Here is an 18,087-nt window from a genome sequence, read left to right on the forward strand (position 1 = left end):
AGCACAAAACGCGGGGCGAGGCACGGCGGGTGTGCTGCCGACCGATTAAGGCGTATCATCCTCCTATGAGCCTGACAGATACCGAACTCGAACAACTGCGCACTGCCCTGCTGGCACAGCGGGCCGCGCTGGATGAAAGCCGCGCTGCCAATACCGAGGCCAGCGCCACCGTCGAGCTGGATCAGACCCGCGTCGGCCGCCTGTCGCGCATGGACGCCCTGCAGGGGCAGGCCATGTCCCGGGCCGCCGGCCAGCGGCGTCAGCAGATGCTGGTGCGAATTGAATCGGCACTGCGGCGCATGGACGCGGGCGACTACGGCTACTGTCTGCGCTGCGAAGAAGAAATTGCCCCCGCCCGCCTGCATGCCGATCCGGCCGCCACCCTCTGCATCCGCTGCGCCAGCGCCAGCGAACAATGATTTGCAAGGCGGTAATAAAACGCAGAGTTCGGAAGGCAATTTTGAGTTTTTAATGCTGAATTTTGAATGCAATGCCCGTTTACGATTCAACATTTCAAACTCAGCATTCAAAATTAGCGTCTCTCTCCGCGTTTATTCGCCGGCTAAATAAGTGTTCCGAATACCCATCCAGAGAGATTGCTTCGTCACGTTGTTCCTCGCAATGACACTATTATTTTCGGTCATTGCGAGCGAAGCGAAGCAATCTCTTGAACAAAGTGATCGGGTATTCGGAATACTTAATTTACACGGGCAGGACAGTGGCCTTGAGCCTGATCGGGTCTATCGTTGAGGACCTGTTTTGCCGTTGAGCCTTGAATCCCCCGCAACCGGCCCTATTTTTGTTGGAGTATCTGAAATTTTATCCGTACAGGGGAAAACGACTCATGCGAATGGACAAACTCACCAGCAAATTCCAGATGGCGATCGCCGATGCCCAGAGCCTGGCGGTCGGCCGCGATCACCAGATGATCGAGCCGGTGCATCTGATGAGCGCCATGCTGGATCAGGAAGGCGGCAGCGTCTCGCATCTGCTGGCCCAGGCCGACGTCAACGTCAATCTGCTGCGCTCCCAGCTGGGTGAAGCGCTGGATCATCTGCCGCAGATCGAGGATGCCACCGGCGAGGTGCACGTCTCCAACGAGCTGTCGCGACTGCTGAATCTGACCGACAAGCTGGCGCAAAAGCGTCAGGACAAGTACATCACCAGTGAACTGTTCGTGCTGGCGGCGGTGGACGACAAGAGCAACCTGGGCGAACTGCTGCGCAAGGCCGGCACCGACAAGGGTGCTCTCGAAAAAGCCATCGAGAATGTGCGCGGCGGGCAACAGGTGGATGATCCCAACGCCGAGGAACAGCGCCAGGCACTGGAAAAATACACCATCGATCTGACCGAGCGGGCCGAGCAAGGCAAGCTGGATCCGGTTATCGGGCGTGATGATGAAATCCGCCGTTCCATCCAGGTGTTGCAGCGGCGTACCAAGAACAATCCGGTGCTGATCGGCGAGCCCGGCGTGGGCAAGACCGCCATCGTCGAGGGGCTGGCGCAACGGATTATTAACGGCGAGGTGCCCGATGGTCTGAAGAACAAGCGGGTGCTCTCCCTGGACATGGGCTCGCTGCTGGCCGGCGCCAAGTTCCGCGGCGAGTTCGAGGAGCGTCTCAAGGGTGTGCTCAGTGATCTCTCCAAACAGGAAGGCCAGATCATTCTGTTTATCGACGAGATACATACCGTGGTCGGTGCCGGCAAGGCGGAAGGCTCGATGGATGCCGGCAACATGCTCAAGCCGGCCCTGGCGCGTGGCGAACTGCACTGCATCGGCGCCACCACCCTGGACGAGTACCGCAAGTACATCGAGAAGGACGCGGCCCTGGAGCGTCGTTTCCAGAAGGTGCAGGTGGACGAGCCGAGCGTGGAAGACACCGTGGCGATCCTGCGCGGCCTGAAAGAGAAATACGAAGTGCATCACGGGGTGGATATTACCGACCCGGCCATTGTCTCCGCCGCCATGCTGTCACACCGTTATATTACCGAGCGACAGTTGCCCGACAAGGCAATTGATCTCGTGGACGAGGCGGCCAGCCGGATTCGCATGGAGATCGATTCCAAGCCCGAATCCATGGATAAACTCGATCGCAGGCTGATTCAGCTCAAGATCGAACATGAAGCGTTGAAAAAAGAGAGTGACGAAGCCTCGCTGGAACGTCTCGGCAAGCTGAAAGAGGAGATCAGCAAGCTGGAACGCGAATACCACGATCTCGAAGAGATCTGGAATTCGGAAAAAGCCGCGGTGCAGGGTTCCCAGCATGTCAAGGAAGAACTGGAGCGGGCCCGCATTGAACTGGACACCGCGCGCCGGGCCGGCGATCTGACCCGCATGTCCGAGCTGCAGTACGGCAAGATCCCCGAACTGGAAAAACAACTGGAGATGGCCTCCCAGGCCGAGGTACAGGAAACCACCCTGCTGCGCACTTCGGTGACCGAAGAGGAGATTGCCGAAGTGGTCTCCAAGTGGACCGGCATCCCGGTCTCCAAGATGCTCGAGGGCGAGCGCGACAAGCTGCTGCGCATGGAAGAGGCGTTACACCAGCGCGTGGTCGGGCAGGACGAGGCGGTCAAATCGGTGGCCGACGCCATTCGCCGTTCGCGCGCCGGCCTCTCCGATCCCAACCGACCCAACGGCTCGTTCCTGTTCCTTGGCCCGACCGGGGTGGGCAAGACCGAGCTGACCAAGTCGCTGGCCTCCTTCCTGTTCGATACCGAAGAGGCCATGGTACGCATCGACATGTCCGAGTTCATGGAGAAACACTCGGTGGCCCGACTGATCGGTGCGCCGCCGGGGTATGTCGGCTACGAGGAAGGGGGGTACCTGACCGAAGCGGTACGTCGCAAACCCTATTCAGTAATTTTGCTCGACGAAGTGGAAAAGGCCCATACCGATGTGTTCAACATTTTGTTGCAGGTGCTGGATGACGGCCGCCTGACCGACGGTCACGGGCGGACCGTGGATTTTCGTAACACTGTTATCGTCATGACCTCCAATTTGGGTTCACAACAGATCCAGGAGATGGCCGGCGAGGAGAACTATCAGGCGATGAAAGCCACGGTGATGGAGATCATCGGCCAGCACTTCCGGCCCGAGTTCATCAACCGCGTCGACGAAGTCGTCGTGTTCCATCCGCTGGCCCGCGAACAGATCCGTGCCATCGCCGGTATTCAGTTCGATTACCTGCGCCAGCGGCTGCAGGATCGGCACATGGATGTCGAACTGACCGAGGCGGCACTGGACAAGATCGGCGAGGCCGGCTTCGATCCGGTCTACGGTGCCCGGCCGCTCAAGCGCGCGATACAGCAACAGGTGGAAAACACCCTGGCGCAGGAGATACTCTCCGGTAAGTTCGTACCAGGGGATGTGATCAAGGTCGATGTCAAAGACGACCGGTTCGTGTTCGGCAAATCCGACCGCAAGGCCTCGGCGGCATAAGAGCACACCACCAGGACACAAATACACCAAGTTAGAAATAAATTTGCCGGCGAAAGCCGGCATTTTTATGTACGCATGATCTGTTTGCAGTATTACGAAATATTATTACTGTGTTTCTTGGTGTCTTGGTGTCTTGGTGTCTTGGTGTCTTGGTGTCTTGGTGTCTTGGTGTCTTGGAGCCTTGGTGGTGATTATTTTATTTTAAAAGTGCATGTTCATGATGCGCTGGCGGGCGCGGCGGTAGTCGTCCCGGGCGATGATGCCTTCGTCCGACAGGCGGCGCAGTTCTTTCAGCTCGATCGCCAGCATCTCTTTTTTATCAAACGTAATCGCCTGGCTGGCGGCCAGGATGCGGGTGCGCAGTTCGGCCACAAAGTGGCGAAAACTTTCGGGATCGGGCTTGTTGTACAGCAGGCGCAACAGCGGGCAACTGCCGTAGCGGCTGCGAAACTCGGTGACATTGGGGGAGTAGTAGATAAACAGGATCAGAAAACCGCAGGTCAGTAATATAAAAGTAACGATAAACGGCAACAGGCGGTTCAGTGTCTCGGGCTCCTGATGCAGCCAGAGATAATAGCCGAACGCCAGAGTGGTCAGCGCAAAATAGACCAGTCCCAGCAACCAGCGCCAGGCGATACGCCGGTGACGTACCGGCCAGGGCTCCAGCATACCCAGGTTCAGATGATAGCTTTGCCGTCCGAACAGATCCTGATTGGTGATTTTGACGAACTTGTCATTATAGATTTCGATACGCCGTAACTGTCCCATACTGCGTGACTGTTGGGACAGTACCGTGTTAATCCGCCGGTTGCCGGCGGGGGATGTGGTCGGGTCGGTGGCGCTCATCAAGCCTGTCTTGTTTTGATTCTGCGTGGTGCATCATAGCTCAGCCTCTGACCCCACGACAGCCGTTGGATGGCTTAAATTAGCCGTTGCTTATGTGGATGAACTTGCCCGGTGGTGGGGTGTCATAAGGCTAATCCCCCAGGCTCTGGAGCTTCCATGTCAAAATATTGCCCCGCTGGGCGTGCTGTATTTTTCCTGCTGGTGAAAGCCGATATTCGCGAGCCGCTGGCTTATGCCGTCATCCTGGTTCTGTTGCTGGGTTATCGCCTGCATGGTCGGGCTGCGGGCCCGAGCGGGGCGATGGAGACGGGCCATTGATGCAATCTGCAACCTGACGTTGCGGGAGAGGAAAAAGGGCTGCAATCCGCATGTCTGATCGCGGTTTTGTCGACCGGCGCATGTAAACACATGCATCGGAGGAAAGGTTTGTACTATCATGACAAAATGCCGCTGTGAGATCACAGAATGTGATTCCGGTGAACAGCCTGCTCAGACGGGCGATAAGAAAAAAACAATTACTACAGTAAAAACAAAGACTTAACTGAAGATATACGAGGAGGACTGAATGTCTATTAATCGCCGTGAATTTATCCAGGTCATGGGTATGGCTGCGGCTGCGGGCATGTTGCCGGGTTGCGACAACAAGTCAAGCGGTACAGCCGGGGTGACCAAAACCGGCCAGGGTATAGCCCCCGAAGATATGTACAACGTACCCAAATTCGGGAACGTGACGTTCATGCACATGACCGACTGCCACGCGCAGTTGAATCCGGTTTATTTCCGCGAGCCGAACGTCAATCTGGGACTGCACGATGCCCGTGGTCGGCCGCCGCATATTGTGGGCAACGAGTTGCTCGACTATTACGGGATCAAACCCGGCACGCCCGAGGCGCATGCCTTTACCTATCTGAACTTCGCCGAGGCGGCGGAAAAATACGGCAAGGTCGGGGGCTTCTCCCATCTGCGCACGCTGATCAAAAAACTGCGTGCCGACCACGGTGCCGGTCGTACACTGATGATGGACGGCGGCGACACCTGGCAGGGCTCCGGGACCGCCTACTGGACGCGCGGCAAGGACATGGTTGGTGCGACCAACCTGCTGGGCGTGGATGTGATGACCGGTCACTGGGAATTCACCTACCATGAGAAAGAAGTGATCTCCAACGTCAAGGATTTCGACGGTGATTTTGTCTGTCAAAACGTGTTCGTCAAAGCTGAAGCCAGTTTTGATTACAAATTCGAGGATTTTGAGCATTACAATGAATCTTCCTTGCGCGCCTTCAAGCCTTACACCATCAAGGAAATGGAGGGGGGGATTCGTGTCGCCGTGATCGGCCAGGCATTCCCCTATACCCCGATCGCCAACCCCGGTGAGCGCTTTATCCCCGACTGGACCTTTGGTATTCGTGACGAAGCGATGCAGACCATCGTTAACCAGGTGCGTGAAACCGAAAAACCCGATGCGGTTGTTGTACTCTCGCACAACGGCATGGATGTGGACATCAAGATGGCCTCCCAGGTCAGCGGTATCGATGCCATCTTTGGCGGTCACACCCATGACGGCATGCCGGGCGCCCTGGAAGTGAAGAACAAGGGCGGCACCACCTTGGTGACCAATGCCGGTTCCAACGGCAAGTTCCTCGGCGTCATGCAGTTTGACGTCCGTAACGGCAAGGTACAGGGCTACGACTACAAACTGCTGCCGGTCTTCTCCAACTTCCTGGAGCCGGATCAGGAAATGGCCAGCTACATTGAAGAGGTCCGCAAGCCGTATCTGGACACGCTCAATGAAGAGCTGGCGGTGGCGGATGATCTGCTCTATCGCCGCGGCAACTTCAATGGCACCTTCGATCAGCTTATCTGCGATGCCCTGCGCGAAGTGGGCGGCGCCCAGATCTCCTTCTCACCGGGCTTCCGCTGGGGTGTTTCCGTGTTGCCGGGTCAGCCGATCACCATGGAACATGTCATGACCCAGACCTGTCTGACCTATCCGGAAACCTATGTCGACAACATCAGCGGTGAAAACATCAAGCTGATTCTCGAAGACGTGGCCGACAACATCTTCCACGAAGATCCCTATCGCCAGCAGGGCGGGGACATGGTGCGCGTCGGCGGCCTGGATTACACCATCGATCCCACGAAGAAGATCGGCAATCGCATCAAGGACATGCGCCTGGATGACGGTACCCCGATCGAGGCTGACAAGGAGTACAGCGTCGCCGGCTGGGCCTCGGTTTCAGCCAATCCGCGCGAAGGCAAGGATATCTGGGACGTGGTGGCCGAGTATCTGCGGGCCGAGAAAGTGGCAACCGTCAAGAAACTCAACACACCCAAGCTGGTTAATGTGAAAGATAATCCCGGCCTGGCGGACTATAACGCCTGATCGGCTTGTCGTATCACGATAAAAAAGGGGAGCGTTAGCTCCCCTTTTTTAATTGAATAAAATTTTTGCGTTCTCTGCGCCTTTGCGCCTTTGCGCCTCTGCGTTAATTTCTTTTATCAAGTGGGTAGGTCACGTTGGCGAAGCCTACGTGACTTTTCTGTTTCCAGGATCCAGGTCCTAGGTCCTGGCCCCTAAACGAGCAACTGTCTACGCTTTTGGGGTATGAAACCCAAACCACGAAGGCTCGAAGTCACGAAGAGTTTTTGCAGCCATGCAGACAGACTCATTACGGATTCAAGGTGAACAGCCTTACTTCGTGCCTTCGTGTCTTCGTGGTAAAAATCAACCTGGAATGATTGTCGTATGCATGTGCTGCGTGCTCCGGGTTATTCTTCGGCACCTTCTTTTTTTGCCAGCTGTCTCCGAGTGGCCGTGTTGGCTACGGGTAAAGACTGCCAGGCGCCTGTGTGTTCGCCGATCAGATCGGCGAGAAAGCGGATGTGTTCGGGACGGTCGTTCAATGCCGGGATGTAGGCGAACCGTTCGCCGCCGGCCTCGAGGAAAAATTCCCGGTTCTGCATGTCGATCTCTTCCAGGGTTTCCAGACAGTCGCTGGAAAAGCCCGGGCTGATCACCTGCACGTGACGAATGCCTTCATCGGGTAACGCCTTGAGGGTGAAGTCGGTGTAGGGCTGCAGCCACTCCTCCCGGCCGAAGCGGGACTGGAAGGTGACCTGCCAGGCGTCGTCGGGCAGACCGAGCTGTTCGGCGACCAGACGCGCGGTTTTGTGGCACTGGCAGAAGTAGGGATCGCCGGCCAGCAGATAACGTTTGGGCAGACCGTGGAAGGAGAACAGCAGTTTTTGCGGTGTGCCGTGCTCTTGCTGGTATTGCCGGATACTGTCGGCCAGAGCGCCGATATAGCCGGGATGATCGTGGTAGCTGGTCAGCATGTGCAGTTCCGGTAGCCAGCGCCAGGTCTTCAGCTCGTCGGCGATGGCGTCGAAGGTCGAGGCAGTGGTGGTGGCCGAATATTGTGGATAGAGCGGCAGCACCAGAATTCGACGTACCCCGGCGGCCTGCAGTTCGGCCAGGCCGTCCGCCAGCGACGGATTGCCATAACGCATTCCGATAGCCACTTTAAGCGGCTGTTGAAACGTCGTTTCCAGCACCGGTTGCAGGGCTCGGGCCTGCTTGCGGGTATAGGCGAGCAGTGGGGCGCCGTCCTCGCGCCAGACGCTGGCATAGGCGTGGGCGACGCGCGGCGGGCGAATACGTAAAATGACTCCGTGCAGGATAATTCGCCATAACCAGCGAGGCATCTCCACGATGCGCGGATCGGCGAGGAACTCGGCCAGATAACGGCGTACCGCACCGCTGTCCGGCGCGTCCGGGGTCCCGAGATTGGTGAGCAGGATACCGATCTGATCGGGCTGATCGTGGGTGAAACCGGGCGTGCCCTTGAATGTCATGCGCCAAACCTTGTTAATGAGTGTAGCGGGGATTATCGCGGAGTTTGCGCGCTGGCAAAAGTGGCAAATATACTCCGGATCGGTTTAGCAGCAGGGCGGGGCATACATGGCAGCGAATCGGTGCGGGGTATTTGTGGATACCGGCAGCCTGACGGCCGGCGCAGTGAATGCGCCCGATCTGGATTTTGCCGCCATCAGGGCGTTGCCGATTGACTGGCAGTACAATCCGGCGACCAATCCTGACCAGGTCGTCGAACGCTTGCAGGGGGCCGCGGTTGTGGTGACCAACAAGGTGGTACTGGATGCATCACGGCTTGCCCGACTGCCGGATCTCGAATTGATCGCGGTCGCGGCCACCGGTGTCAACAATGTGGATCTGGAGGCGGCCCGCAATCAGGGTATCGGCGTCTGCAACGTGACCGGCTATGCCACCCCCTCGGTGGTTCAGCATGTGTTTATGCTCCTACTCTGTTTGTTGCGCCGTCTGCCGGCCTATACCACGGCATTGGAACAGGGACGTTGGCAGCAGAGTCCGCATTTTTGTCTGCTCGACTACCCCATCGAGGAATTGCAGGACAAAACACTGGGCATCATTGGTTATGGCGAACTCGGCCGGGCCGTGGCCGGGATGGGCGAGGCGTTCGGAATGCGTTCGTTGATCGCGCGGCGCGACCGGCGGGATCAACGTCGGGGCCGGGTCGATCTGGACGAATTGTTGCAGCAGGCCGATGTGGTCAGCCTGCATTGTCCGCTGAGCGAACAGACCCGTCAGCTGATCGGCGCCGACCAACTGGCGTTAATGAAAGCGGATGCGATTTTGATCAATACGGCCCGCGGCGGTATCGTCGATGAATCGGCACTGTATCGGGCATTGGCCAACGGCCGCCTCGGCGGGGCGGGGATAGATGTGCTGGAGCGGGAACCTCCGGATGAAAAGACCCCGCTGTTACAGGCCAGGCTGGAGAATCTCATTGTGACGCCGCACATCGCCTGGGCGAGTCGGGCCGCCCGGCAACGGCTGCTCGATCAGGTGGCGCGGAATATCGACAGCTATTTGCGCGGTGGGCCGCTGCGTAATGCGGTCGTTTAAAACCGTTTTTTCGGGCAGCTTGCAAAACCCGTCACACAGGTCGTGGTGGGCCTGTGATTGACATCACAGATAGAACCGCCAAAACACCGTTTCATAAGCGCCCGACAATCACGTGGTACGGCAGCGAACGAATCCTGCCCGGCCACGGACACACGCAAGCGACTCTAAGGGAGTGAAATCATGAAGCAACAACACGGATTACTGCTGGCCATGCTGCTTGGCGTCAGTCAGCTGGCAATTGCCCAACAGGCGACGGACGAGGATCAGGAGACCTCGCCCGCCATGCCGACGACTGAACAGGAAGAGCAAGCCGGCGACACGCAGGGCGCGGCCAGGGAACAAAGCGGGTTTTCTTCGGGCAGCGTGATGCGTTCGGCCTTTACCACCCGGATCGAGGATCGTGAACCGGTGGATGATGTCGCTCAGCTGGATAACGAAACCCGGGAAGTCTATTACTTTACCGAACTGCGTGATATGGAAGGCCAGACTGCCAGACACCGTTGGGAATACCAGGGCGAGGTGATGGCGGAAGTGGAGTTCAACGTCAAAGGGCCGCGCTGGCGGGTCTGGTCCAGCAAACGCATTCTGCCGGACTGGACCGGTGAGTGGACCGTGTCGGTGATTAATGCCGCCGACGAGGTGATTGCCACCGACAGCGTTAGCTATGTTGAAGCCACTTCGAGCGCCGATGATACCGGGGCGATGCCCGCCGGGGAGGCTGAAGCCGCGCCGGCCGAAAATGATGTTGAAGAATCGTCCGCCGGGGAAGCGGGCTCTGACAACATGACACCGGACGCCAGTTCGCCCATGCAGGACTAAAACCGCCTTTATTCAACGACTCGCAAAATAATGTTCAAGGCCTTTCACATTTGTGAGGGCCTTGCGACATTCCCCCGTTTCAGGATGACATTTCGAGCACCCCTGCTACTGTATAAGAGCGGCCTGCTACCGCGCGACTTCGATACAGGTTTCCCGCACCGAGGCAGATTCGGAGGGAGGGGCGTATGCAGGAAAAACCGTATGAACCCGTGATTGGTCAGTGGTATCTGGACAGGGACAACCGGATTTTTGAAGTCGTGGCCAGTGATGAAGAGAGTATCGATATTCAGTTTTTTGACGGGGATGTGGAAGAAGTGGATTGGGAAGTCTGGGCTGAACTGGCGGTGACCACGATCGCCGAACCCAGTGACAGTAGCGGACCGTTTGACGAACTCGATGATGAATTAAATATCCTGGCGGACGATTATCACCCCAGCCCCGAATGGTCGTAAGGGCCGTTACCCGGCCTCTGAACCTTTACGGCTTATTTATCCAGACGTTTGTATTTGATTCGATGGGGCTCCTCGTCGCCGAGCCGGCGTTTGCGATCCGCTTCGTAGTCGGCGTAATTGCCCTCGAACCAGGTGACCTGACTGTCACCTTCAAACGCCAGGATGTGGGTGGCGATGCGATCCAGGAACCAGCGATCATGCGAGATGATCACCGCGCAACCGGGAAATTCGAGTAACGCCTGCTCCAGCGCGCGCAGGGTTTCCACGTCGAGATCGTTGGTCGGTTCGTCCAGCAGCAGGACGTTGCCGCCGCTTTTGAGCAGTTTGGCCAGATGGACGCGGTTGCGCTCGCCGCCAGAGAGATCGCCAACCCGTTTTTGCTGATCACTGCCGCGAAAGTTGAAGCGGCCGACATAGGCGCGTGAATTGATCTCGAAATCGCCCACGCGCATGATGTCCTGGCCGTCGGAGATCTCTTCCCAGACGGTTTTGCTGCCATCCAGCGCATCGCGGCTCTGATCCACGTAGGCCAGTTGCACGGTGTCGCCGATGCGTAGTTCGCCGTCATCGGGCTGTTCCTGGCCAACCAGCATGCGAAACAGCGTGGTCTTGCCGGCCCCGTTGGGGCCGATGATGCCGACGATCCCGCCGGGCGGCAGGTTGAAGCTCAGATCGTCCACCAGCAGCTTGTCGTCGAAGCCCTTGCGAATGTGGTTGGCCTCGACCACCAGATCGCCCAGCCGGGGGCCGGGCGGAATGAACAGCTCGTTGGTCTCGTTACGCTTCTGGTAATCCTTTGACGAGAGCTCCTCGAAGCGGGCCAGGCGCGCCTTGCTCTTGGCCTGTCGCCCCTTGGGGTTGGTGCGCACCCACTCCAGCTCGCCCTTGATGGTCTTGATCCGCGACTGTTCCTGCTTCTCTTCCATCTCCAGCCGCTTTTCCTTCTGCTCCAGCCAGGAGGAGTAGTTGCCCTGCCAGGGAATGCCTTCGCCCCGATCCAGTTCCAGGATCCAGCCGGCCACGTTGTCGAGGAAATAGCGATCATGGGTTACCGCCACCACGGTGCCGCTGTAATCATGTAAGAAGCGCTCCAGCCAGGCGACCGACTCGGCATCCAGGTGGTTGGTCGGCTCGTCGAGCAGTAACATGTCGGGCTTGGAGAGCAGCAGTTTGCACAGTGCCACGCGGCGGCGCTCGCCGCCGGAGAGTTTGCTGACCTCGGCATCCCAGGGCGGCAGGCGCAGGGCGTCGCCGGCGATCTCCAGGGTCCGTTCCAGGTTGTGGCCGTCGGTGGCCTGCAACAGGTTTTCCAGCTCGCCCTGCTCGGCGGCCAGGGCGTCGAAGTCGGCGTCCGGTTCCGCGTAGGCGGCGTAGATCGCTTCCAGCCGGGCCTGGGCGTCCTTGATGTGTTGCAGCGCCCCTTCCACGTTTTCGCGCACGCTCTTGGTATCATCCAACTCCGGCTCCTGGGAGAGGTAGCCGATGTTGATCCCCGGCTGCGGCCGCGCCTCGCCCTCGATCTCGGTATCCAGCCCGGCCATGATCCGCAGCAATGTGGATTTGCCCGACCCGTTGAGTCCCAGCACACCGATCTTGGCGCCGGGGAAAAATGACAGGGAGATGTCCTTGAGAATCGTGCGCTTGGGTGGAACCACCTTGCTGACGCGGTTCATGGTGTAAATATACTGAGCCATAGGGGATATGTTTCTCCAGAATTTAAAGCGTGTTACTGACTCGCCATTGTAACGGAATCGCCTGCCAGGGTGATACGTCCCGGTGCCGGGTGATGATGATTTTCAATTCCTCGTCACTCGTTACTCGTCCCGCGTCCCTTGCGAATAGGGGTTTCCTGTCCCGCCGATGTTGATATGATTAACTCATTGCTGATCTTGAGGAGTCGATTCATGCGGGCTGCATTACACACTACCGCCCTGGTCTGGGGTATGGCGATCACGGGATTGTCGTCAGCGCTGGCGGCGGAACTGGAAAGCGCCACGGCCAGCCTGCAAACCCGGCCGCTGGAGCGGGTGCTGGATGGGCGCATCGAAGCGGTTCATGAGGCAACCGTGTCGGCCCAGACTTCCGGGCGGGTGGTCGAGATCCATTACGATGTCGACGATTATGTGGAAAAGGATGCACTGCTGCTGCAGTTTCGCGACAAGGATCAGCGCGCGCGTTATAACGCCGCCAAGGCCAATTACGACGAGGCCCGGGCCGAGTTTGAGCGGGTCAAGGATATCTACGAGAAACAGCTGGTCGCCAAATCGGTGCTGGACAAGGCCGAGGCGCGACTGAAATCGACCAAAGCGGCTTTCGAACAGGCCAGCGAGGAGCTGGAGCATACCCGGGTGCGCGCACCCTACAGCGGGATTGTGGTCAAGCGCCATGTGGAGGTCGGTGAGCTGGCCAGCGTGGGGCAGCCGCTGTTTACCGGTATTTCGCTGGAGTTGTTGCGCGCGTCGGTCGATATCCCGCAGGAGATGGTACGGGTAGTGCGCCAACGGCAAGCAGCACGGGTGTTGCTGGATCGCAACGGTCAAAGCAGTGTCGATGCCGAGTCGCTGCGCATTTCCCCCTACGCCGATACCCGGAGCCATACTTTCAATGTCCGGGTCCGGCTGCCCGAGGGGGATCACGGGATCTATCCCGGCATGTTCGTCAAGGTGGCGTTTGTGGTGGATGAAGCCCGGCGCCTGTTGATTCCGAGGCAGGCCGTGGTCCATCGCAGTGAAGTCACGGGCGCCTACGTGCTCGATGAGCAGGGCGGTTTGCATTTGCGTCAGTTGCGTATCGGCGAGCAGTTCGATGACGGCATGGTCGAGGTGCTGGCGGGACTCGAGGAGGGCGAGCAGGTGGCCCTGGATCCCATCCGCGCCACGGCATATTACAAGGAACAGCAGGCAGGTGAGCGCCAATGACTGAGAAGCTGGGCGTCTCCGGGGGACTGGCCAAACAGTTTCTCACTTCCGAGATCACCCCGTTACTGGCACTGGTCGGCTTCCTGCTCGGCGTGTTTGCGGTGCTGGTGACGCCGCGCGAGGAAGAGCCACAGATCAATGTCACCTTCGCCAACGTCTTTATCGGTTTTCCCGGCGCCTCGGCGAAAGAGGTCGAGGAGCTGGTCAGCACCCCGGCGGAACAGATCCTCTCCGAGCTGGAAGGACTCAAGCATGTCTATTCGGTCTCGCGCCCGGGCATGTCCACCATCACCGTGCAGTTCAAGGTGGGCGAGGATCGTACCCAGGCGATCGTCCGACTGTATAACGCGCTGTACTCCAAACAGGACTGGCTGCCGCCGGGTCTCGGTGTGGCCCAGCCGATCATCAAGCCCAAGGGCATCGATGATGTACCTATCGTCTCCCTGACCCTGTGGAGCGAGGACGCCAGTTACAGCGGCGAGGATCTGGGCAAGGTCGCCCATTCGATCGAATCGGAACTCAAGCGGGTCAAGGGTACCCGCGATATCTATACCCTGGGCGGCCCGGATCAGGTGGTGCATGTGCTGCTGGATCCGGCCAGCCTGTCGGCCTACAACCTGGCGGTTTCCGATCTGCGCAATGCCCTGCAACAGAGCAATGCGACCCGGCCGGCCGGGTCGCTGGTGGGCGAAAACCGGGAAATCCCGGTGCAGACCGGCACGTTCCTCAGCAGCGAGGGCGAGGTACAGAACCTGATCGTCGGCGTACATGAAGGCAAGCCGGTTTACCTGCGGGATGTGGCAACCGTACGGCGCGGCCCGGATCAGCCCGAGCAGTATGTGCGTCTGGGCACCGGCCCGGCCGCGGCGGACAAGGGCATCACGGCGCAGGGCGAGTTCCCGGCCGTGACCGTGGCCATCGCCAAGCAGCCGGGCACCAATGCGGTCAACATCGCCGAGAATGTGATCGAGCGGGTGGACCAGATCAAGGGCATTTTTATACCCGACGGGGTTAACGTCACCGTGACCCGCAATTACGGCAAGACGGCCAATGACAAGGCCATGACCCTGATCACCAAGCTGGTCTTCGCCACCGCCTCGGTGGTGCTGCTGGTGTTGCTGGCACTGGGCTGGCGTGAGGCGTTGATCGTCGGCGCGGCGGTGGTCATCACGCTGGCGATTACCCTGTTCGCTTCCTGGGCGTATGGGTTTACCCTCAATCGGGTTTCGCTGTTCGCGCTGATCTTCTCCATCGGGATTCTGGTCGATGATGCCATCGTGGTGGTGGAGAACATCCACCGGCATATGCAGATGGGCGGCAAGAAACTGCTGGCGGCGATTCCGGTGGCGGTGGATGAGGTCGGCGGGCCGACGATTCTGGCCACCTTTACCGTCATCGCGGCGCTGTTGCCGATGGCCTTTGTGACCGGCCTGATGGGGCCCTACATGAGCCCGATCCCGATCAATGCCAGCATCGGGATGCTGATCTCGTTGATCATCGCCTTCGTGGTCACGCCGTGGCTGGCCAACAAGGTACTGGGGCGCCAGCATATCGCCCACGAGCAGCAGGAAGATCGCATCACCGAACGGCTGCACGGGCTGTTTATAAAATATGTCGGACCGTTTCTCAATCGCGATCAGGGCGCACCGCGGCGGCGCACGATGTTTTATGTGATCATGGCGTTGATTGTGCTGTCGGTCAGCCTGGCCGGGTTCAAGCTGGTGGTCATGAAGATGCTGCCGTTTGACAACAAGTCCGAGTTCCAGGTGGTGGTGGACATGCCCGAGGGGACGAGCCTGGAGCAGACCAACCGGGTGCTGGGCGAATTGGGTCGTTATCTGGCCACAGTGCCCGAAGTCAGTGATTACCAGATCTATGCGGGCAATGCCTCGCCGATCAATTTCAATGGCCTGGTGCGCCAGTACTATCTGCGCGAGGGGGCCAACGTCGGGGATATCCAGGTCAACCTGGCCGAGAAGAGCGACCGGGATCGCAAAAGCCACGAGATCGCCCTGGCGGTGCGTGGTCCGCTGCAGGCGATTGGCCAGCGGCATAATGCCAACGTCAAGGTGGTCGAAGTCCCGCCGGGCCCGCCGGTAATGTCGCCGCTGGTGGCCGAAGTCTACGGGCTGGATTACGAAGGCCAGATCCGCGTAGCCAAGCAGATCCGTCAGGTCTTTGAGCAGACCGACGAGGTGGTGGATGTGGATGACAGTATCGAAGTCCGTTCGCCCAAGTACATCCTGCAGGTCGATCAGCAAAAAGCGGCCCTGCTGGGCGTCAGTCAGCAGTCGGTGGTCGCCGCCCTGTCGGCGGCATTGAGTGGCGAGGATGCCAGTTACCTGCATCCGGGTAATCTCAAGTACCCGCTGCCGATCCGCATGGAGTTTGAGGTCGCCGACAAGGCGCGACTCGACAGTCTGTTGCTGTTGCCCATCCGCAGCCGCGAGGGCAATCTGGTGGCGTTGTCCGACTTTGTCGAGATCGTGCCGACCCAGCGCGAGCATGCCATTTACCACAAGGATCTGCTGCCGGTCGTGTTTGTCACCGGCGATGCCGCCGGCCAGCTCGACAGCCCGCTGTATGCCATGTTCGACATGTATGGCAGCCTGGGGGAGATGGACATTGACCAGGGGCGGCCGCTCAACCAGTTTCTGATCAGTCAGCCCGACAATCCCTACCAGTACGGCATCAAGTGGGACGGCGAGTGGCAGGTCACCTACGAGACCTTCCGCGATATGGGCATCGCCTATTCGGTCGGGCTGCTGCTGATCTACCTGCTGGTGGTGGGGCAGTTCCGCTCCTACCTGGTACCGTTGATCATTATGGCGCCCATTCCACTGACCATCATCGGGGTGATGCCGGGCCATGCCCTGTGGGGAGCCCAGTTCACCGCCACCTCCATGATCGGCATGATCGCCCTGGCCGGGATCATCGTGCGCAACTCGATCCTGCTGGTGGATTTCATCAATCAGGAGGTCGCGGCGGGGGTCCCGTTCCAGGACGCGGTACTTCGCTCGGGGGCGGTGCGGGCCAAGCCCATCGTCCTGACCGGTCTGGCGGCGATGCTGGGGGCGATGTTCATTCTGGATGATCCCATCTTCAGCGGGCTGGCCCTGTCGCTGATCTTCGGGATTCTGGTCTCGACGGTGCTGACCCTGGTGGTGATTCCGGTGCTCTATTACGCCTTCATGTACAAGCGCATGGAAAGCTGATTTTGTACTGAAAAATCCTGAAATTCAGCAGGTTAAATCCGCTTCCGGCGGCAAAACCAGTTTTGTTTTGGCGCCAGACTTGCTACCATTTCGCCCCTTAGTTTTACCGATGCATGTATAGATAAAGATTATTATTGCAATAGGCGGCGAGAGGTCGGATGGCGGACAGAAGATTACAGGTTTTTCAGACAGTTGCCCGGTTACTGAGCTTTACCAAGGCGGCGGAAGAGTTGCACATGACCCAGCCGGCGGTGACCTTTCAGGTACGCCAGCTGGAGGAACAGTTCAATACCCGCCTGTTCGATCGGACCCACAACCGCATCAGCCTGACCGAGGCGGGGCAGCGCGTGTACGAGTGCGCCAATCGGATCTTCGAGCTTTACGCCGAAATGGATAACTCGGTCCGCGAGCTGACCGGGGACGTCAGCGGGGTGCTGATTATCGGCGCCAGCTCGACCATTGCCGAATACATGCTCCCCGAGTTGCTGCGCGATTTCAAAAAACAGTATCCCGATGTCACCATCCGTTTGCGGGTCGCCAATACCGACGGTATCGTCAGCATGGTGGAGAACAACGCCATCGATCTGGGGGTGGTCGAGGCCCCGGTCACCAACAAGAACCTGGTGGTGGAGGAATGCCGTACCGACAAGCTGGTGCTGATCGTGCCGCCGGACCATCCCCTGGCCCGGCAGGAGGTGGTGCCGGTGAAGCAGATCGCCGACTACCCGTTTATCTGCCGGGAAGAGGGGTCCGGGACGCGTGAGGTGATGCTGGAGAGCATGACCCGGGCCGGCATCAGCGCCTCGGATCTCAACCTGTCCATGGAGCTGGGCAGTCTGGAGGCGATCAAGGGCGCGGTCGAGGCCGGTATGGGCGTCTCGGTGCTCTCCAGCGCCACCATCGAAAAAGAGCTCAAGCTGGGCACCCTGGTGGCGGTCAGGCTCGATCCGCCGGTGGAACGGCCCTTTTCCTTCGTGCATCAGAAGCAGAAATTCAAGATCCGCGCGATGGATGAGTTGCTCAGTTTCGCCCGTGCCTACTGCAAGTCCCACCCGCATTGATTTATCATCGGTCTGTGACTGTCAACACGGTACGGACCGGTGAGTAAACTGGAAAATCAACTCCTGGATTATTTTTACCAGCTGTCTGCCGAAGGCCGGCAGGGCCTGCTCGATTATGCCCGCTTTCTGGCCCAGCAGTATCCCGCCGCGCCGGCGACTGTAAACGAGCCGCTGGAATTGCCCCGGCCGGAGAATGAGACCGTCATTGCGGCTATCAAGCGATTGTCCCGAACCTACCCGATGTTGAACAAGGATAAATTGTTGCATGAAACCGCCGGTCTGGTGACCGACCATATGATGCACGGACGTGATGCCGTTGAGGTGATTGACGAACTGGAAATGATTTTCGAACGTCACTACCAGTCACTGAGAAAAGAAGAATAAACCCC

The 18,087-nt window shown here is 58.8% G+C and carries 14 protein-coding genes; 11 read left to right on the plus strand and 3 right to left on the minus strand.

The window, feature by feature from the left end:
* Positions 1–65 precede the first annotated feature (65 nt).
* Together U5J94_RS08195 and clpB are read left to right on the plus strand one after the other, a co-directional pair.
* Positions 66–419, plus strand: a complete 354-nt coding sequence (locus U5J94_RS08195) for a TraR/DksA family transcriptional regulator (RefSeq protein WP_322565155.1) — start codon at positions 66–68, stop codon at positions 417–419.
* A 431-nt stretch (positions 420–850) separates the two neighbouring features.
* Entirely contained in the window at positions 851–3,442 is a 2,592-nt protein-coding gene (gene clpB / locus U5J94_RS08200; RefSeq protein ID WP_416224206.1) for an ATP-dependent chaperone ClpB, read from the plus strand.
* 201 nt (positions 3,443–3,643) lie between these two features.
* On the opposite strand, the gene U5J94_RS08205 is transcribed toward clpB, so the two are convergent.
* Positions 3,644–4,288, minus strand: a complete 645-nt coding sequence (locus U5J94_RS08205) for a hypothetical protein (protein WP_322565157.1) — start codon at positions 4,286–4,288, stop codon at positions 3,644–3,646.
* 156 nt (positions 4,289–4,444) lie between these two features.
* Between U5J94_RS08205 and U5J94_RS08210 the strand changes: the two genes are divergently transcribed.
* Together U5J94_RS08210 and soxB are read left to right on the plus strand one after the other, a co-directional pair.
* Positions 4,445–4,606 carry a hypothetical protein gene (locus U5J94_RS08210; protein ID WP_322565158.1) on the plus strand — a complete coding sequence of 54 codons (162 nt, stop codon included), beginning with the start codon at positions 4,445–4,447 and terminating at the stop codon, positions 4,604–4,606.
* Positions 4,607–4,853: 247 nt separating this feature from the next.
* Positions 4,854–6,671 (plus strand): thiosulfohydrolase SoxB, encoded by a 1,818-nt coding sequence (gene soxB / locus U5J94_RS08215; protein ID WP_322565159.1) that lies wholly within the window; start codon positions 4,854–4,856, stop codon positions 6,669–6,671.
* A 386-nt stretch (positions 6,672–7,057) separates the two neighbouring features.
* Here the strand turns inward: soxB and hemH are convergent, their stop codons facing one another.
* On the minus strand, positions 7,058–8,143 hold the full coding sequence (hemH, locus tag U5J94_RS08220; protein ID WP_322565160.1) for a ferrochelatase: 1,086 nt from the start codon (positions 8,141–8,143) through the stop codon (positions 7,058–7,060).
* Positions 8,144–8,249: 106 nt separating this feature from the next.
* Here hemH and U5J94_RS08225 point away from each other — a divergent pair, with 106 nt between their 5' ends.
* The 3 genes from U5J94_RS08225 to U5J94_RS08235 all read left to right on the plus strand — a co-directional run bounded on the left by U5J94_RS08225 (position 8,250) and on the right by U5J94_RS08235 (position 10,504).
* Positions 8,250–9,233: a 2-hydroxyacid dehydrogenase gene (locus U5J94_RS08225; RefSeq protein WP_322565161.1), complete on the plus strand. Its 984-nt coding sequence runs from the start codon at positions 8,250–8,252 to the stop codon at positions 9,231–9,233.
* Between the two features lie 180 nt (positions 9,234–9,413).
* On the plus strand, positions 9,414–10,052 hold the full coding sequence (locus U5J94_RS08230) for a DUF2914 domain-containing protein (RefSeq protein WP_322565162.1): 639 nt from the start codon (positions 9,414–9,416) through the stop codon (positions 10,050–10,052).
* A gap of 185 nt (positions 10,053–10,237) precedes the next feature.
* Positions 10,238–10,504: a DUF6763 family protein gene (locus tag U5J94_RS08235; protein ID WP_322565163.1), complete on the plus strand. Its 267-nt coding sequence runs from the start codon at positions 10,238–10,240 to the stop codon at positions 10,502–10,504.
* A 32-nt stretch (positions 10,505–10,536) separates the two neighbouring features.
* On the opposite strand, the gene ettA is transcribed toward U5J94_RS08235, so the two are convergent.
* Positions 10,537–12,198: an energy-dependent translational throttle protein EttA gene (ettA, locus tag U5J94_RS08240; RefSeq protein WP_322565164.1), complete on the minus strand. Its 1,662-nt coding sequence runs from the start codon at positions 12,196–12,198 to the stop codon at positions 10,537–10,539.
* Positions 12,199–12,408: 210 nt separating this feature from the next.
* Between ettA and U5J94_RS08245 the strand changes: the two genes are divergently transcribed.
* The 4 genes from U5J94_RS08245 (at position 12,409) to U5J94_RS08260 (ending at position 18,082) form a co-directional block, all read left to right on the plus strand.
* Positions 12,409–13,422 (plus strand): efflux RND transporter periplasmic adaptor subunit, encoded by a 1,014-nt coding sequence (locus U5J94_RS08245; protein WP_322565165.1) that lies wholly within the window; start codon positions 12,409–12,411, stop codon positions 13,420–13,422.
* On the plus strand, positions 13,419–16,637 hold the full coding sequence (locus U5J94_RS08250) for an efflux RND transporter permease subunit (protein ID WP_322565166.1): 3,219 nt from the start codon (positions 13,419–13,421) through the stop codon (positions 16,635–16,637). The genes U5J94_RS08245 and U5J94_RS08250 overlap by 4 nt, the downstream gene beginning before the upstream one ends.
* Before the next feature lie 158 nt (positions 16,638–16,795).
* Positions 16,796–17,698: a selenium metabolism-associated LysR family transcriptional regulator gene (locus U5J94_RS08255; RefSeq protein ID WP_322565167.1), complete on the plus strand. Its 903-nt coding sequence runs from the start codon at positions 16,796–16,798 to the stop codon at positions 17,696–17,698.
* Positions 17,699–17,737: 39 nt separating this feature from the next.
* Entirely contained in the window at positions 17,738–18,082 is a 345-nt protein-coding gene (locus tag U5J94_RS08260; protein WP_322565168.1) for a hypothetical protein, read from the plus strand.
* The last annotated feature ends 5 nt before the right edge of the window (positions 18,083–18,087 follow it).

Origin of the sequence: Thiohalophilus sp. (assembly GCF_034522235.1) — a bacterium.
Classification (GTDB): Bacteria; Pseudomonadota; Gammaproteobacteria; order UBA6429; family Thiohalophilaceae; genus Thiohalophilus.

What these genes read in the sequence shown, in the direction of transcription:
- ettA (WP_322565164.1), bottom strand. Translation starts at nt 12,198, where the DNA reads ATGGCTCAGTATATTTACACCATGAACCGCGTCAGCAAGGTGGTTCCA.
- U5J94_RS08225 (WP_322565161.1), top strand. Translation starts at nt 8,250, where the DNA reads ATGGCAGCGAATCGGTGCGGGGTATTTGTGGATACCGGCAGCCTGACG.
- U5J94_RS08250 (WP_322565166.1), top strand. Translation starts at nt 13,419, where the DNA reads ATGACTGAGAAGCTGGGCGTCTCCGGGGGACTGGCCAAACAGTTTCTC.
- U5J94_RS08235 (WP_322565163.1), top strand. Translation starts at nt 10,238, where the DNA reads ATGCAGGAAAAACCGTATGAACCCGTGATTGGTCAGTGGTATCTGGAC.
- U5J94_RS08245 (WP_322565165.1), top strand. Translation starts at nt 12,409, where the DNA reads ATGCGGGCTGCATTACACACTACCGCCCTGGTCTGGGGTATGGCGATC.
- U5J94_RS08255 (WP_322565167.1), top strand. Translation starts at nt 16,796, where the DNA reads ATGGCGGACAGAAGATTACAGGTTTTTCAGACAGTTGCCCGGTTACTG.
- U5J94_RS08210 (WP_322565158.1), top strand. Translation starts at nt 4,445, where the DNA reads ATGTCAAAATATTGCCCCGCTGGGCGTGCTGTATTTTTCCTGCTGGTG.
- hemH (WP_322565160.1), bottom strand. Translation starts at nt 8,143, where the DNA reads ATGACATTCAAGGGCACGCCCGGTTTCACCCACGATCAGCCCGATCAG.
- U5J94_RS08195 (WP_322565155.1), top strand. Translation starts at nt 66, where the DNA reads ATGAGCCTGACAGATACCGAACTCGAACAACTGCGCACTGCCCTGCTG.
- clpB (WP_416224206.1), top strand. Translation starts at nt 851, where the DNA reads ATGGACAAACTCACCAGCAAATTCCAGATGGCGATCGCCGATGCCCAG.
- U5J94_RS08230 (WP_322565162.1), top strand. Translation starts at nt 9,414, where the DNA reads ATGAAGCAACAACACGGATTACTGCTGGCCATGCTGCTTGGCGTCAGT.
- soxB (WP_322565159.1), top strand. Translation starts at nt 4,854, where the DNA reads ATGTCTATTAATCGCCGTGAATTTATCCAGGTCATGGGTATGGCTGCG.
- U5J94_RS08205 (WP_322565157.1), bottom strand. Translation starts at nt 4,288, where the DNA reads ATGAGCGCCACCGACCCGACCACATCCCCCGCCGGCAACCGGCGGATT.